The organism is Sphaerisporangium sp. NPDC051011 (assembly GCF_040653595.1).
Taxonomy (GTDB): Bacteria; Actinomycetota; Actinomycetes; order Streptosporangiales; family Streptosporangiaceae; genus Sphaerisporangium.
Genome location: NZ_JBFAGG010000007.1, coordinates 118,590 through 134,468 on the forward strand (window position 1 = coordinate 118,590; position 15,879 = coordinate 134,468).

Sequence of the window (15,879 nt, forward strand, 5' to 3'; positions counted from 1 at the left end):
CGCCCGCCCGGCGTTAGGGGACCCCCTGGGGCGATCAGGGGTCATGGCGGGCGGCGGGCGCTCCGCGGGCCTCTGGGGAAATGGAGCGCGCGCGGCGTGCCGCCGGAGCCGTCCCCTACCTGCGGTGCCGCTAAACTGGCAGGAAGCTTTACTGAGGAATGGTTGTGTCACACCACGCCGCTGGTTTGTGATAAATCCAAACGGGGACCGACGACAAGAGAGCATGCGATGGAGCGACGTCCTGGCGTGCCCAGGTTGCTACGGGAGATCAACGACCGGGCCGCGCTGGAGCTGCTGCTCTCCTCGGGCCCGCTGACCAGGGGACAGATCGGCGACATGACCGGCCTGTCCAAGGTCACCGCCTCTCAGACCCTCTCGCGGCTGGAGGAGCGCGGGCTCGTCGAGGTGGTCGGAGAACAGGCCGGGAACCGGGGGCCCAATGCGGCCCTTTACGGCGTGATCGCCTCTTCCGCGTATGTCGCGGGGCTCGACGTGGGTCCTGATTCGGTGACCACCGCGATCGCCGATATCAACGGGGAAATCGTGGCAGAAGTGTCGGTTTCCACCAATGGGCACGACGACCCCGTCGCGCTCGTCCACAACGCGGTCGTGAAGGCCTGCCGCTCGGGCAAGGTCGCCCTGTCGCGCCTCAAGGGCATCGTCATCGGCACGCCCGGCGTGGTCGACCCGCGCAGCGGCGACGTCCGGTTCTCCTTCGACCTGCCCGGCTGGCACGAGGGCAGTCACCAGGCCCTCGCCCGCGACCTGCGGCGGCCCGTCACGATCGAGAACGACGTGAACCTCGCCGCGATCGCCGAGCGTTCCGAGGGCGCGGCCAAGAACGTCGACGACTTCGTCCTGCTGTGGGTCGAGCGCGGCGTCGGCCTCGCCGTCTTCCTCGGCGGGCGGGTGCACCGGGGCCGGTCGGGCACCGCGGGCGAGATCGGCTACCTGCCGGTGCCGGGCGTGCCCCTGGCGGGGGACGTCAAGGCGGTGCCGGGGCGGATGCCGTCGCTGGCGGGCGGCCTGCAGTCCCTCATCAGCGCCGAGGCCGTGGCCGAGCTCGCCGAGCGGCAGGGCTTCCCAGGCCGCTCGGCCGCCGACGCCGTCCGCGCGGCCGTCGAGAGCGGCGAGGCCGGCTCGGCGTTCCTGGACGAGCTCGCCCACCGCCTGGCGCTCGGCGTCGCGTCGGTGTGCGTCGTCCTGGACCCCTCGCTGGTCGTGCTGAACGGCGAGGTCGGCCGGGCGGGCGGCGCCGCGCTGACCTACCGGGTCGAGGAGGCCGTGGCGCGCATCTGCCCGATCCGGCCCGAGGTCGTGGTGAGCGAGGTCAAGGTCCGGCCGGTGCTGCGCGGGGCCATTCTCGCTGCGTTGGAGCGTGCCCGTGAGGAGCTTTTCGCGTCCTGAGGCCCCGGCTGTGCACGGCCGGGCGTTCTTTGACGGCGGGTTTCCGCGTTCCCTGACACGCGGCTGATCACTTTCGGGCCGGTAGATGTCCGCCAGGGGAACTCCGCGTGAACTGATCCGCGACGCTCCAGGTGTATGCGGTGCTGTCGCCAGAATTGAACCAGGTTGCGAGGGAGGGCCTGGTGGACGCACTGGGGTGGCTGGAGCGATTCGTGGGCTTCCTCGGCGATGGCGCCGGTGCGGTCCTGTTCGGTATCGCCCTGTTCGTCGCCGCCCCCTTCGTCGATCGGCTGCTGGTGCGGCGCAAACGCCTCGGCTTCCGCGTGCTGTACAACTCCAAGATCGGCATCGGGCCCGAGCGGCTGCACGACGGCGCCGACCCCGCCGACTCCGGGCCCCGCCAGTTACGCCAGGTCGTGCGCCTGCTCGACCGGATGAGCGTGGTCGTCATCCGCATCCGCAACAGCGGCAGCTACGACATCGACCCCGAGGACTTCGCCAAGCCGCTGTCGTTCACCTTCGGCGGGCGCGTCGTCTGGAACGCCCGCATTTCCGAGGCGAGCAACACCGCGCTGCGCGAGGAGTTGAGGAACGCGCTGCGCTTCTTCGCCGACGACGGCCGCGCCGCCCGCGACAACCTCCTCACCGTCCGCGGACGGCTCGCCGAGAGGATGGGCCGCCTCCTGCGCGCTCCTACCGGCCAGGACGCCGCCGAGCCGCACTGGTACGGCGTGTGGATGGACGGGCTGTCCCTGCGGCGCGGGCAGAAGGCCAAGCTCGTCGTCGTCCTGCGCGAGCCGCCGTCCAACTACGGCGACGAGATCACCAAGGACCTCGCCCACGGGGGCAGGCTCAAGGACAACGGCCTGATCAAGGACGAGGGCGACACCCGCCGCCTCACCCTGCCCAGGGTCAGCGGCGCGCTGGCCGCCCTGCTGACCATCGTGCTGGTGGTGAGCCAGATAGCCGCCAGGTCCGGCGATTCGACGGTGGGGTGCGCATCCGGCCATCTGCGGGTCGAGGGCTCCAGCGCGTTCATGCCGGCGCTGGTGGCGATCCGGGACGAGTACGTCAAGACGTGCGGCGACGCGCGGATCGACACGCTGGCGAACGGCTCTCTCGACGGCGTCCGGGACGTGGGGGCGTCCGCCCCTGGGCAGTCACCGGAGGTCGTCGCGTTGTCGGACGGCAAGAGCCTGGCCGCCACGTCACGGCTGCGCGCCCAGAAGGTCGCGATCGTCGTGTTCAAGGTAGTGGTGAACCGCGGGGTGGGCCTGACCACGATAGGCGTAGAGGACCTGCGCAAGATCTACAAGGGCACCTGGACGAACTGGAACCAGGTCCCCGGCGCGAAGGCCGGAGACCTGCCGATCAGGATCGTCGGGCGCGGCTACGCCTCCGGCACCCGGGAGGTGTTCGAGAAGCACGTGCTCGGCTTCGGCGAGCCGTCGCTCACCTCGGACGACTGCCTGGCGAAGACCCGTCCCTCCGACACGCCCGTGATCCGCTGCGAGCAGGCGAACAACCAGAAGGTCATCGAGGCGGTGGCCAAGGGTGCCGGCGCCATCGGGTACGCCGACCTGGACTCGATCAGGAAGGCGCGCCAGGACGGCGCCGTCGACAACGCGATCACGGCGCTGACCCTGGACGGCCAGGAGTTCGACTACGCGACCTCCCGGCCCGGCTACCCGTACTGGACGGTGGAGTACCTCTACACCGTGGGCGACCCCAAGCAGGGATCCCTGACGGACGCCTTCTTCACGTTCGTGCGGGACCACTCGATCGCGGCCTCGCGGCTCGGCCAGGCGGGGTTCGCCGCCTGCCCGACGCCGCCGCAGCCGTCTCCACCCACGTGCGACCTGCGCTGACACGGCCGTCGCCCCGTGGGCGTTGAACGGCCCCGGTGCGCGGCGTCCTTCTCGACACGCACCGGGGCCGGGTCCGCGGGGGCCGGGCGGAGGTCAGGCCGAGAAGAGTTCCGCGGCGGCCTGGGCGTTGGCGCGGGCGGCGCCGTAGGTCGCGATGTAGGTCGCCGCCGGCGGGCGCCAGATCGGCAGGCCCATCTCCACGACGGTCGCGTCCGGCCGTCCGGCCAGCAGCGCCGAGACGATGTCCTGGCTCGCCCGGTGCCGGTGCGCGTCCTTCACCACGATGACCAGCGAGCGCCCGATGGCCCGTTCCAGCAGGCTCGTCGCGTCGGCGTCGTCCGGCTTGACCCGGGCGATCTCGGCGTCCGGCAGCCACGGGGCGAAGCCCCACGGCACGTCGCCGACCGCGATCGTGGGCGGGGTCTCGACCTCGACCACGAACGGGTTGACCAGAGGGGCTGCCGTGCCGGACACGCTCACCGCGCGGCGGGCGGCGGTGAGGCCGATCACGTTGCCGTCCCGAGGGACCTCGCGCGGCAGCGAGAACCAGCCGCGCAGCCGGGCGACGCGCTCGGCGGACTCCTCCAGGCGGGCCAGCGGCAGCCGCCCGTCGCGCACGGCCGCCACGATCTCGGCCTTGACCTCCTGGATCTGCTCGCGCGTCGGCAGCGGGCCGAGGCACAGCAGGTCCGACCCCGCGGCCAGCGAGAGCACCGCGCCCCCGCCGAGCCCCACGCTCTTGGTGATCGCGTGCATGTCCAGGGCGTCGGAGATCACCACGCCGTCGAATCCGAGCTCACCCCTGAGGAGCTCGGTCAACGCGGGGGCCGAGAGCGTGGCGGGGTCCGTACCGGTCAGGTAGGGCACGCGCACGTGAGCGGTCATGACGGACTTCGTGCCCGCCTCGATCGCGGCCCTGAACGGCACCAGCTCGCGCTCCCACAGGACCTCGCGGGAGACGTCGACCATGGGGATCTCCAGGTGGGAGTCCTGGCGGGTCGCGCCGTGCCCCGGGAAGTGCTTGACGCAGGCCGCCACGCCCGCGTCCTGGAGCCCCGCCACGGCGGCCACGGTGTGCCGCGACACCAGGCCGGGATCGGATCCGAACGAACGGGTGCCGATGACGGGGTTGTCGTCCGCCGTGTTGACGTCCGCGTCCGGAGCCATGTCCAGATTGATACCGCACCGGGCGAGGTCGTCGCCGATCGCGCGATACACCCGGCGGGTCAGCTCGACGTCGTCCACGGCCCCGAGCGCCGCGTTGCCCGGGTACGGGCTGCCGACGTGGTAGGCGAGCCGGGTGACGTCGCCTCCTTCCTCGTCAAGGGAGATGACCGGGTCGCCCGCGCCGCGGAGCCGGCTGGTCAGGGCGAGAAGCTGTTCGGGCCCCTCGACGTTGAACCCGAAGAGCGTGACGCCGCCGAGACCGCCGGCGAGCTCATCAAGTATCCAGTCGGGAGCGGTGGTGCCGGGGAAGGCCGCGAGCAGCGTTCCGGCCGCGAGGCGGTGCAGACCCCGATCGCCGTCCACAGAGAACTCGCCCTGGGAGGACGCGCCCGCGGAGAACTCAGACATGGCGATATTCGACTCCTTAGCTCAAAGGTGGGAAGGCGGGGAACGTCAGCCCTTCACGGCGCCGGCGACCAGACCGGAGACCATGCGCCGCTGCACCAGCAGGAAGAAGACGATGACCGGGATGGTCATCAGCGTCGAGGCGGCCATGATGCCGCCCCAGTCCGTCGAGCGCTGGCTGGTGAAGAACTGCAACGCGACGGGCATCGTGTAGTTGCCCTGGTCGTTGATCAGCGTCAGCGCGAAGACGAGCTCGTTCCACGCGGTGATGAACGAGAAGATGCTCGTCGCCACCAGGCCGGGGGCGACCAGCGGGAAGAGCACCCTCCAGAAGGTGACGAAGCGGCCGGCGCCGTCGATGGCCGCCGCCTCCTCCAGCTCCTTGGGCACCGCGGCGACGAACGTCCGCAGCATCCAGATCGCGAACGGGAGCGTGAAGCCCACGTTCACGATGATCAGCCCGACGAGCTGGTCGTACAGTCCGAGCCGCTTGACCATGAGGAACAGCGGGATCAGCAGCGCCTCGGCCGGCACCATCTGCACGATCAGCAGGAGGATCAGGAAGCTCGTGCGGAACCGGAAGCGGAAACGCGACACGGCGGTGGCGGCGAGCAGCGCGAAGACCGCGCCGATCAGCACCGTGCCGAGTGCGACGATGGCGCTGTTGGACAGGTAGCGCCAGATGGAGTGGCCCGCCACGCCCTGGGTGAGCACCCGCGACACGTGGTCCATGGTCGGCGCGAGCGGAAACGGGATGAACCGGGTGGTGAAGATCTCGTCGTTGGGCTTGAACGCGGTCGCGACCATCCAGTAGACGGGGAACACCGCGAACAGGAAGATCACGATGGCGGCGGTGTTCAGCCCGGACGCCTTGACCCGCTTGACGGTTTGCGGCTTCATCGCACGTCCGCCTCCGTTCGCACGATCTGCCGGACGTACACGGCCGTGATGACGAGCATGATGACGGTCAGGATGACCGCGATGGCGGCGCCGAAGCCCATCTTCGGAGGCGCGCTGAACGCCTCGGTGTAGGCCCACAGCGACAGGTTGAACGCCTCCCGGTTGGTGGTGCCGCCGGCCAGCACGTATAGCTGGGTGAACACCTTGAAGTCCCAGATGATCGAGAGCACCAGCAGGACGGAGAACACCGGCTTCAGCAGCGGGAAGGTGATCTTCCTGAACGTGACTGCCGCCGACGACCCGTCCACCCGCGCGGCCTCGTACAGCTCCGACGGGATGCTCTTGAGACCCGCCAGCACCGACACCGCGATGAACGGGAACGACGCCCAGACGACCGCGATGACCAGCACGACGTAGATCGTCGAGGGGGCGTTCAGCCAGGGCTGGCCCGACCAGTCCGACCGTCCGAAGATCAGGTTGGACAGGCCGTCGGGCAGGAGGTTGAGCGACCAGTTCACCACGCCCGCGTCGGAGTCGAACAGCCACTTCCAGATGATCGCCGTGGCGGTGGGCGGGGTGGCCCAGGCGGCCATGATGCCGACCACGAGGAACGTCGACATCTTGCGCCCGAGCTTGTTCAGCAGCAGGCCGACCAGCGTGCCGAGGATCAGCGTCAGCGCGACGGTGACCACGGCGAACACGACGGTGTTGCGCAGCGAGGTCCAGAACAGGTCCGAGGCGAGGACGTCGGAGTAGTTCTGCGCCCCGAGGAACTCGGCGGGCTGCGGGTTGGGCCGGATCTGGCGCAGTCCCACCTTGTGGAAGGACATGTCGACCATCTGGTACAGCGGGTAGAGCAGGAGGATCGCGATGACCAGGAGACCCGGGACGAGCAGCACGTAGGGGACGACCCAGGTGGGGAGCCCGCTACGGCGGGGCGGCGGCTGGTGGGAACGGCGCCGCGCCGGGGCGGAGGGGTTGCCTCCGTCCCGGGCGACCGTTGACGTCTGCGCCATCATTACTGCTGGTTCAGGATGGTCTCGAGCTCGGTGTTCGCGTCGGCGAGGGCCGTGTCGACGTTCTTCTGGCCCTCGATGACGGCGCGGGCCGCGTTCTGGAGCACGGCCTTGGTGTCGTTGGCCTCGGCCCAGTTCGGGGAGGCCGGGAAGCCCTTGGCGACCTTGAAGGTCTCGGCGAACGGCGCCTGGACCGGGTCGCTGGCGAACTCGGCCAGGGCGTCCGGGTACAGCGGCAGCAGGCCGCCGTCCTTGGCGTACCGCGTGCCGAACTCCTTGCCGGCGGCGAGCTTCAGGTACTCGGCGGCGAGCTCGGGGCTCTTGGCGTCCTTCCAGATGGCGATGTCGTTGCCGCCCTGGAAGGCCGGGGCCGGGCCGTTGCCCTCCTTGTTGGGCAGGGAGAAGAAGGCCATCTTGTCCTCTCCCACCTTGCCCTTGCTCTGCTCCTTGATGGTGGCGATGTCCCACCCGCCGGTCACGTACATGCCGACCTTGCCGGCGGCGAAGCGCTGGGCGATGTCCACCGAGTTCTGGCTGAGGCGGCCCTTACCGGACACCCCGTCCTTGGCGACCAGGTCGGTGTAGAACTGGAAGCCCTCCTTGAAGCCGGGCTCGGTCAGCTTGCCGACCCACTTGCCGCCCTCGAAGGCCGCGAAGTCGCCGCCGGCCGACCAGACGAAGGGCGACAGCGACATGTTGGCGTCGGACCCGCCGTTGAAGGCGAAGCCGTCGACGTCCTTGCCCTTCTTCTCGACGATCTTCTTGCCTGCGGCCACCAGCTCGTCCCAGGTCTTGGGCGGCTGGATGCCGAGCTCGTCGAACCAGTCCTTGCGGTATAGAACGGCGCGGGTGCCGCCCCCCCACGGCGCGGCATAGATCTTGCCGTCGATGGTCTCGTAGCCCCACAGGTTCTGCGGGATCTGCTGGAAGTCCGGGGTGGACTTGGTGATCTCCGTGATGTCCGCCAGGGCGTCCTGGGCGACCCACGCGGCGACCTGGTCGTTGCCGAACTCGGTGACGTCCGGGCCCTCGCCGCCGGCCAGCGCGGCGGTCCACTTCTTCTGCGCGTCCGGCCACGGGATCCACTGGAGGTTGACCTCGGCGCCGGTCTCCTCCTTGAACTTGGCGTCCAGGTCGGTCATGTACTTGGTCTGGACGTCGTTGGGCGCGCCCAGCCGCCAGACGGTGAGGGTCTGGCCGGCGAACTTGGGACCGGAGGCGGCCGCCGACGCCTGGGGGGCTTCGGTCTTGGCGGGCTCACTGCCACCACCACACGCGGCGACACCAATGGCGAGAACGGCGGTCGTGGCCGTCGTGGCAGCGATCTTTCCGAATTTCACGTTTGGGTTCTCCCTTCTCGGCTTCGCGTCGGGCTCGCGCTCATCTAAAGGTGCACGTCAGGTGCCGTGTACCTGGCGAAGGGCGCCATCCTCGTGCTCTGCGCTCGACATCCCGAGGCCTGATCGCTTGCCTGCGGGGTGACTGCCGCTAAACTAACAAGAAACTTTCTTAAAAGAAACGCCCGTTAGCGGATCGTGACGAGAGGGGCCCGACCCCATGCCCAGACGACACCCCGGGACACCCCGGCTACTGCGTCAGCTCAACGACCGCGCCGCGCTGGAACTATTGCTCTCCAAAGGCCCGCTGACCCGGGCCGAACTGGGGGAGTACACAGGACTTTCCAAGGTCACCTCCGGTCAGCTCCTCGCGCGGCTGGAGGACCGGGGGCTCGTGGCCGTCTCGGGAGAACGCCCCGGCGGCCGCGGGCCCAACGCCGCGCTCTACGCGGTGGTCCCCTCCAGTGCGTACGTCGTGGGGCTCGAAGTGTTACCGGAAAGTGTCACCGCGGGCGTCGCGGACATCACCGGCGAGATCATCGCCGAGGTGACCGTCGACCCCGAAGAGAGCGGCGAGCCCGCCAAGACCGTGCACAACGCGGTGCGCCGCGTGTGCGACTCGGCCAACGTCAGCCTGTCCCGGCTGCGCGCGCTGGTCATCGGCACCCGCGGCGTCGTCGACCCGCGCACGGGCGACGTGCGCTTCTCCTTCGACCTGCCCTCCTGGCACGCCGGAGTGCTCGACGACCTGCGGGCCACGTTCGGGTCGTCGGTCATGATCGAGAACGATGTGAACCTCGCCGCGCTGGCCGAGCACGCGTACGGCGTGGCGCGCGGGGTCGATGACTTCGTCCTCGTCTGGGCCGGGGTCGGGCAGGGGCTCGGCGTCATGCTCGGGTCCCGTCTGCACCGCGGGTTCACCGGAGGTGCGGGCGAGATCGGCTGGCTCCCGGTGCCCGGCGAGCCGCTGCCCATCGACGTCAACGAGCCGCAGTCCGGCTCCTTCCAACGGCTGGTGGGCACCGCCGCCGTAACCGAACTCGCCACCACCCACGGCCTCCCCACTGCCCAGGACGTGCCGGCCACCCAGGACGGCTCGGCTACCCAGGACATCTCGGCTGCGCAGGGCGTGCCGGTTACGCAGGACGGGTCGGCCACCCAGGACGCGTCGGCTGCGCAGGGAGTGTCCGATTCCCAGCGCGTGTCCGCCACCCACGGGCGGCCCGCCGCCCACGGTCTCGCCGCCGCTCAGGACGTCCCGGGTGCCCCCGCCCTCTCCGGTTCGCACGACGTCCCCGAGGTTCCCGGCCTTCCCGCCGTCCCGGCTCTTGCCGTTTCCCACGAGGTCCCCGACGAGGTCCCCGACCTTCCCGGTACCCACCCGCCGCGCCGCGCCGCGCAGTCCTCCGCCGAACTCGTGTCCGCGGCCGTCGCGGCCGGTCAGGAGGACTTCCTGGACGAGCTGGCGCGGCGGCTGGCGATCGGCGTCGCGGCCGTCACCGTCGTGCTCGACCCCGGGCTGGTCGTTCTCAGCGGCGACGTCGGCCGCGCGGGCGGGCGCGCCCTCGCCGGCAGGATCGAAAAGGCGGTAGCCGAAATCTGCCCCAGCCGCCCCCGAGTGACGGTCACCGAAGTCAAAGGCAACCCCGTCCTGAGGGGCGCCGTAACCGCAGCCCTGGAACAAGCCCGGGAAGAAGTCTTCAGCAGCACCGTGGACACCTGATCCCCGCGTCCGCGCCTTCCCTTCGCGGCGAATTCTCCGCGTTGGGGACGGGAAGTACCGGCGCCGGGGGCGCCGGTCGACCTACGCCCAGGGCTTTCACAGTCGGGGTGCGCGTTTTGCCGAGTCCTGACCCATGCGTGGATGTCGCCTTGTGCGAGACTTGCTCGTCGTGCATGACATCGTGCTGATTTCTGACCCTCGCGTGACCTCGATCGCCGTGGAGGAGAACGGGGAGGCTCTGGTCGACGTCCGGGGCGTCCTGGCGGTCGACGGCATGCTGGCCGACCCGCAGGGCGCCTTCGCGCACCTGCGGGAGGGCGTGCTGGCCCGGCTCGTGGACGCCCAGCGGGCGCTCCCGTTCGGGTACCGGCTGCTCGTGGTCGAGGGCTACCGTCCCGTGGCGCTCCAGAAGCGGATTTTCGAGGAGTACAAGGACGAGCTCCGGGTGACATATCCAGAAATGTCGCCCGCGGAGTTGCATGTGGCCGCCAGCCGGTACGTGTCCCCGGTCGAGGTCGCGCCGCACACCGCGGGTGCCGCGGTGGACCTGACGCTGGCCACCGACGACGGGACCGCGCTCGACATGGGCACCCCGGTGAACGCCACCCCCGAGCAGAGTGACGGCGCCTGCTACACGGCCGCGCCCAACATCTCGGCCGAGGCCCGCGACCACCGGAAGATCCTCGGCAGCGCCCTCGAAAGCGCCGGCCTGGTGAACTACCCCACCGAGTGGTGGCACTGGTCCTACGGCGACCGCTACTGGGCCCTGACCACCAACACCCCCACCGCCCTCTACGGCCCTCGCCCCTACCCCTCCTGACCGCCCCTCCGCCCTTACCAGGCCGGACCCACGCCTTTCGGTCAGGCGCGGAGGCGGAGGCCGCGGGGGGTGGGGTGGAAGCCGGCGGCCTCCAGGGCGGCGGCGAGGGGGGAGTGGACGATCGCCGTGCCGTCGGCCTTCTCGACGGTCAGCTTGCCCAGGGCGCCGTCGCGTACGGCCAGGGCCAGCGCGTCGACCGCCGGGCTCAGCCGGTCGTCGTCGGCGAAGGACAGCAGGGTCTTGCCGCCGCGCTCGACGTACAGCACCAGCCGGCCGTCCACGAGCACCACCAGCGCGCCCGCCTTGCGCCCGGGCTTGTGCGTGACCTCTCCCGGGCGGGCCGGCCATTGCAGGGCCGCGCCGTACGGGTTGGCCGGGTCGGTCGCCGCGAGCACCACCGCCCGCTGCTCCGAGGCGCGCGTGCGCGATCCTTCGTCATTGGGGGCTTCCGCGGATGTGCTCTCCCACGGCTTCGAGGCCGCCCGGGGCCTCGAAGGCGGCGCGGCGGCAGAGGAGAGCGTGGCGGCGAGGGCGCGCATGCGGTCGACGGCGCCAGGCAGGGCGAACTGGGCGCCCCCGAGGCCCTCGACGAAGTAGCCGCGACGGCACCGCCCGGTCTCCTCGAACGCCCGCAGGACCGGATACACCGTGGCGAACCCCTCGGTCAGCCGCTCGGCCGCGACGGCGCCCTTGGTGATCACCCCGTGTCGTTCGAGCAGGACCTCGGCCTGCGCGTGGGCGCGCTGGGTGGCGTCGGACGAGGGTTCGGGCAGCAGCCACCACCGCCCGCTGACCGTGGGCGGCCCCGACCGCGTCGGCAGCACGGCCCGCCGCCTGCGGGTGGACGTCGGACGATGGGCGGGTCGCCCGGAGCCGAGCGCCGCCCGCAGCGGCGCCAACGTGTCCCCGGAGACGCGGCCCGCCCAGACCAGGTCCCACAGCGCGCCCGCGAGCGCCGTGTCGTCCAGAGAACCCACCCGCCCGGAAAGATCACGGAAGAAAAGCGCGCCTCCACCGCCAAGGACCTCCAGCACCTTCTCGTGCAACGGCGTCATGGTGATCTCGGCGGGCGGCGGCAGCAGCAACGGCGCGGTGTCGGCGAAGAACAGGGACACCCAGCCGTCCCCGCCCGGCAGCGACCCCTGCCCTGACCAGATCACCTCGCCCGAGGCGGTCAGCTCGTCCAGCATTGCGGGCTCGTAGCCCGGCACCCGGGTCGGGAGGATCAGCGTCTCGAGCGCGGACGCCGGCACGGCCGCGCCCTGCAACTGCTCGATGGCATGGACGAGCGCGTCCATGCCGCGAGCGGTGCGCCCGCCGGTGATGCCGTGCCAGGCCGGGGAGAACGCGCCGAGCGCCTCGGGCGGGACCGGCTCGACCTCCTTGCGAAGCCGGGCCAGCGACCTGCGCCGCAGCAGCCGGAGCACGCCCGCGTCACACCACTCTTCCCCCCAGCCGCCCGGCCGGAACTCGCCCGCCACCACCCTGCCCGGCGACGCCAGCCGCCGCAGCCCGTCCACCACGACCGCGACGCCGAGGCCGAACCGCGCCGCGGCGGTGGCCGCCGGGAACGGCCCACGCGTGCGGGCATGCCGGGCCAGCAGGTCGGCCAGCGGGTCCGGCACGGGTTCCAGGAAGGCATGCGGCACACCCACCGGCAACGGCACGCCGAGCGCGTCGCGCAGCCGGGCGGCGTCCTCGATGGCGGCCCACTGCTCGACGCCGGCGATCCGGACGCGGATCGCGCGTCGCGCGGCCCCCAGATCGGCCAGCCAGGCGGGATCACCCTCGCGGACCGTGACGTCCTCGGCCTGGAGAGGCCCGTGCGTCCTCAGCAGGTCGGCGAGGTCTTCGGCGTCGCGCAGCGGCCGGTCGAGCCGCGCGAGCTCGCGTTCGGTGTCGGCCACGACGTCGGGATCGAGCAGCTCGCGCAGGTCGGCCTCGCCCAGCAACTCGGCGAGCAGCCGCGTGTCGAGGGCCAGGGCCTGGGCCCGCCGCTCGGCCAGCGGCGCGTCCCCTTCGTACATGAAGGCGCCGATGTAGGTGAAGAGCAGCGATGCCGCGAACGGGGACGCCTGCTCGGTCTCGACCTCGACCACGCGCACCCGCCGCGCGGCGATGTCACGCATGATCTGCACCAGCCCCGGCACATCGAAGACGTCCTGGAGGCACTCGCGCATCGTCTCCAGGACGATCGGGAATGAGCCGTACTTGCTCGCGACTGCCAGCAGACTGGCCGCCCGCTGGCGCTGCTGCCACAGCGGCGACCGCCTGGCCGGGTTACGGCGGGGCAGCAGCAACGCGCGGCCCGCGCACTCGCGGAACCGCGACGCGAACAGCGCCGATCCGCCGAGCTCCTCGACGACGATCTGCTCGAGCTCGTCGGGGTCGAAGACGGCGACGTCAGCCGGAGCCCCCTCCAGCGTGTCCGGAATGCGCAGGACGATGCCGTCGTCGGAGTGCATGGCCTGGATCTCCATGCCGTAGCGCTCGCGCAGGCGCCGCCCGATCGCGAGCGCCCACGGCGCATGGACGCGGGCGCCGTACGGGGTGTGGATGACGACCCGCCAGTCGCCGAGCTCGTCGTGGAAGCGCTCGACCACCAGTGTGCGGTCATCGGGGACGTAGCCGGTGGCCTCGCGCTGCTCGGCGAGGTAGGCGAGGAGGTTGCCAGCCGCGAAGGCGTCCAGCCCGGCCTCGGCGAGGCGGCTCGTCTCGCCCCGCGAGAGCGCGCGCAGGAACGCGCCGAGCGCCCGGCCGAGCTCGGCGGGCCTGCCGGGCGTGTCGCCATGCCAGAAGGGCAGCTTGCCCGGCTGCCCGGGGGCGGGGGAGACCAGCACGCGATCGGCGGTGATGTCCTCGATGCGCCAGGAGGTCGCGCCGAGCAGGAAGACGTCGCCCACCCGGGACTCGTACACCATCTCTTCGTCCAACTCGCCGACCCGGCGCCCACCTCGCCCGGTGTCGCCGCCGGCCAGGAAGACGCCGAACATGCCGCGGTCGGGAATCGTGCCGGCGTTGGTCACCGCCAGGCGCTGGGCGCCGGGACGGCCGGTGACGCGGCCGGTCACGCGATCCCACACGATGCGCGGGCGCAGTTCGGCGAACTCCTCGCTCGGATAACGGCCTGCCAGCATGTCGAGCGTGGCCTCCAGGGCGCTCCTGGGCAGGGTGGTGTAGGGAGCGGCCCGCCTGATCACGGTCTCGAGTTCGTCGACCGTCCACTCGTCGAGCGCGCACATCGCCACGATCTGCTGGGCCAGCACGTCCAGAGGGTTGCGCGGGTAGCGCATCTCTTCGATCTGGCCGGCCTTCATGCGCTCGGACACCACCGCCGTCTGGACAAGATCGCCGCGGTACTTGGGGAAGATCACGCCCTTGGACACCGCGCCGACCTGGTGGCCCGCCCGGCCGATGCGCTGGAGCCCGCTGGCCACGCTGGGCGGCGCCTCGACGCAGGCCACCAGATCGACCGAGCCCATGTCGATGCCGAGCTCCAGGCTGGAGGTCGCGACCACGGCGGGCAGGCGCCCGGACTTCAGGGCCTCCTCGATCTGCGACCGTTCCTCCTTGGACACCGAGCCGTGATGGGCGCGGACGATCTCGGGGATCGCACCCTTGGCGGACCCGGCCTGCGCCATGACCTGCGCGGGCGCGGAGGAGGCAGGCGGGCCGCCCTGGCCGTTCCCCTCGCCCATGGCGCGTTCCAGCGCCAGCTCGTTGAGCCGCGCGCACAGCCGCTCGGCCAGGCGGCGCGAGTTGGCGAACACGATCGTCGAGCGATGGGAGCCGATCAGGCCGAGCAGGTGGTCTTCGACGTGAGGCCAGATCGACCGCCGGGGCGCGGGCTCCGGCTGCCAGGGGGCCTCCTCGCCGTCGAGCCCGGGAGACCGGCGCGGGGCCGGGTCGAGCTCGGTCATGTCCTCGACGGGGACGACGACGTCGACCTCGATGACCTTCTCCGACGGCGGCTGCACGACCGTCGTCGGCCGGGGGCCGCCGAGGAACGCCGCCACCTCGCTCACGGGACGCACGGTGGCCGACAGGCCGACCCGCTGCGCGGGGGAGGGCAGCAGCGCGTCGAGCCGTTCGAGGGTGAGCGCGAGGTGGGCGCCGCGCTTGGAGGCGGCCACCGCGTGCACCTCGTCGACGATGACGGTCTCGACCCCGCGCAACGCCTCGCGGGCCTGGCTGGTGACCATTAGATAGAGCGACTCGGGCGTGGTGATCAGGATGTCGGCCGGGTGCGCGGCGAAGCGGCGCCGGTCTTCGGCCGAGGTGTCGCCCGAACGCACGGCGACCGAGATCTCGGGCACGGGCAGGTCTATGCGGCGGGCGGTCTGCTTGAGCCCGGCCAGCGGGGCGCGCAGGTTGCGCTCGATGTCGACGGCCAGCGCCTTGAGAGGGGAGACGTAGACGACCCGGCAGCGGCGCGGGGGCCGGGGCCTTCCCTTCCCGCGGCCCTTGGGCTCGGCGGCCGGCTCGGCCTCGCCTTCCGCGGGCGCCTCCGCGGCCCGCTCGGCGGCCAGGCGGTCGAGGGACCACAGGAAGGCGGCGAGTGTCTTGCCAGAGCCGGTCGGGGCGACCACCAGAGTGTTCTCTCCGCGCGCGATCGACCGCCACGCCCCTTCCTGCGCGGCCGTGGGCGCGGCGAAGGCACCGGTGAACCATTGCCTGGTCACAGGGCTGAAGTGGTCGAGCGCGGATCCGGTCATGCCCTCATCATGCAACCCGCCACCGACAAAAATCGCCGCCGCCCGTCCCCGGCGGATCGGGCGGCGAATGGTGTTCGAGCCGTCAATCGGCGAGCCGCCGCGCTGGAAGAGCGGGATGGTCGTCCGGGGGCCGGTGCCCCTGCCGGTTACCTGGTGACCCGTTTCTCCTGATAGCGCGGCGGTGGTCCGATCGCCCCGGGTGGGGACCATACTGGGGAGCATGCGCTTGACGGACTTCTGGAACCGGATGAACCGCCACTTCGGTGAGAAGTACGCCGAGTCCTGGGCGCGTGACTATGTGATCGCCGAGTTGGGCGGCCGGACGGTGACCCAGGCGCTCGACGAAGGAGTGGCCGCCAAGGAGGTCTGGCACGCCGTGTGCGGCGTGACCGACGTGGACTCGCGCCTTCGCTGACCCGGCCCGCGGCCTGGCACGAAGTGTTCGCCGCGTCAAGCAGAGATCGAACAATCGTTCGGCTATATTGAACTTGCCGACGTCCGTGGGCCCGCTCCGCGAAAAT

General features: G+C 71.3%; 10 protein-coding genes. 5 read left to right on the plus strand and 5 right to left on the minus strand.

The window, feature by feature from the left end; genetic code table 11:
- Positions 1-228: 228 nt before the first annotated feature.
- Together AB0H21_RS17940 and AB0H21_RS17945 are read left to right on the plus strand one after the other, a co-directional pair.
- On the plus strand, positions 229-1,407 hold the full coding sequence (locus AB0H21_RS17940; RefSeq protein ID WP_358517488.1) for an ROK family transcriptional regulator: 1,179 nt from the start codon (positions 229-231) through the stop codon (positions 1,405-1,407).
- A gap of 182 nt (positions 1,408-1,589) precedes the next feature.
- Positions 1,590-3,275, plus strand: coding sequence for a substrate-binding domain-containing protein (locus tag AB0H21_RS17945; protein ID WP_358517490.1), 1,686 nt, complete (start codon positions 1,590-1,592; stop codon positions 3,273-3,275).
- Positions 3,276-3,368: 93 nt separating this feature from the next.
- Here AB0H21_RS17945 and AB0H21_RS17950 read toward each other — a convergent pair whose 3' ends face one another.
- The 4 genes from AB0H21_RS17950 to AB0H21_RS17965 are packed head-to-tail and all read right to left on the minus strand — an operon-like array spanning position 3,369 to position 8,103.
- Complete coding sequence (locus AB0H21_RS17950; RefSeq protein WP_358517492.1) at positions 3,369-4,850, minus strand: glycoside hydrolase family 3 protein; 1,482 nt, start codon at positions 4,848-4,850, stop codon at positions 3,369-3,371.
- 45 nt (positions 4,851-4,895) lie between these two features.
- A complete protein-coding gene (locus AB0H21_RS17955) occupies positions 4,896-5,747 on the minus strand; it encodes a carbohydrate ABC transporter permease (RefSeq protein WP_358517494.1) in 852 nt (283 codons plus the stop codon).
- Positions 5,744-6,763: a sugar ABC transporter permease gene (locus tag AB0H21_RS17960; protein WP_358517495.1), complete on the minus strand. Its 1,020-nt coding sequence runs from the start codon at positions 6,761-6,763 to the stop codon at positions 5,744-5,746. Before AB0H21_RS17960 ends, AB0H21_RS17955 begins: the two co-directional genes overlap by 4 nt.
- 2 nt (positions 6,764-6,765) lie before the next feature.
- The gene (locus AB0H21_RS17965; RefSeq protein WP_358517497.1) at positions 6,766-8,103 is read right to left on the minus strand and encodes an extracellular solute-binding protein; all 1,338 of its coding nucleotides are present in this window, start codon (positions 8,101-8,103) and stop codon (positions 6,766-6,768) included.
- A 217-nt stretch (positions 8,104-8,320) separates the two neighbouring features.
- On the opposite strand from AB0H21_RS17965, the gene AB0H21_RS17970 reads away from it, so the two are divergent.
- Both AB0H21_RS17970 and AB0H21_RS17975 read left to right on the plus strand, forming a co-directional pair.
- Positions 8,321-9,823 carry an ROK family protein gene (locus AB0H21_RS17970; RefSeq protein WP_358517499.1) on the plus strand — a complete coding sequence of 501 codons (1,503 nt, stop codon included), beginning with the start codon at positions 8,321-8,323 and terminating at the stop codon, positions 9,821-9,823.
- Positions 9,824-10,025: 202 nt separating this feature from the next.
- The gene (locus AB0H21_RS17975; protein WP_358517501.1) at positions 10,026-10,643 is read left to right on the plus strand and encodes a M15 family metallopeptidase; all 618 of its coding nucleotides are present in this window, start codon (positions 10,026-10,028) and stop codon (positions 10,641-10,643) included.
- A gap of 41 nt (positions 10,644-10,684) precedes the next feature.
- Here the strand turns inward: AB0H21_RS17975 and AB0H21_RS17980 are convergent, their stop codons facing one another.
- On the minus strand, positions 10,685-15,358 hold the full coding sequence (locus AB0H21_RS17980; protein ID WP_358517503.1) for an ATP-dependent helicase: 4,674 nt from the start codon (positions 15,356-15,358) through the stop codon (positions 10,685-10,687).
- Positions 15,359-15,578: 220 nt separating this feature from the next.
- Between AB0H21_RS17980 and AB0H21_RS17985 the strand changes: the two genes are divergently transcribed.
- Complete coding sequence (locus tag AB0H21_RS17985; protein WP_358517505.1) at positions 15,579-15,773, plus strand: DUF3046 domain-containing protein; 195 nt, start codon at positions 15,579-15,581, stop codon at positions 15,771-15,773.
- Positions 15,774-15,879: the final 106 nt, after the last annotated feature.

Excerpts from the sequence above, each read along its gene's own strand:
- AB0H21_RS17980 (WP_358517503.1), bottom strand. The coding sequence starts at position 15,358 with ATGACCGGATCCGCGCTCGACCACTTCAGCCCTGTGACCAGGCAATGG.
- AB0H21_RS17940 (WP_358517488.1), top strand. The coding sequence starts at position 229 with ATGGAGCGACGTCCTGGCGTGCCCAGGTTGCTACGGGAGATCAACGAC.
- AB0H21_RS17985 (WP_358517505.1), top strand. The coding sequence starts at position 15,579 with ATGCGCTTGACGGACTTCTGGAACCGGATGAACCGCCACTTCGGTGAG.
- AB0H21_RS17955 (WP_358517494.1), bottom strand. The coding sequence starts at position 5,747 with ATGAAGCCGCAAACCGTCAAGCGGGTCAAGGCGTCCGGGCTGAACACC.
- AB0H21_RS17960 (WP_358517495.1), bottom strand. The coding sequence starts at position 6,763 with ATGGCGCAGACGTCAACGGTCGCCCGGGACGGAGGCAACCCCTCCGCC.
- AB0H21_RS17970 (WP_358517499.1), top strand. The coding sequence starts at position 8,321 with ATGCCCAGACGACACCCCGGGACACCCCGGCTACTGCGTCAGCTCAAC.
- AB0H21_RS17950 (WP_358517492.1), bottom strand. The coding sequence starts at position 4,850 with ATGTCTGAGTTCTCCGCGGGCGCGTCCTCCCAGGGCGAGTTCTCTGTG.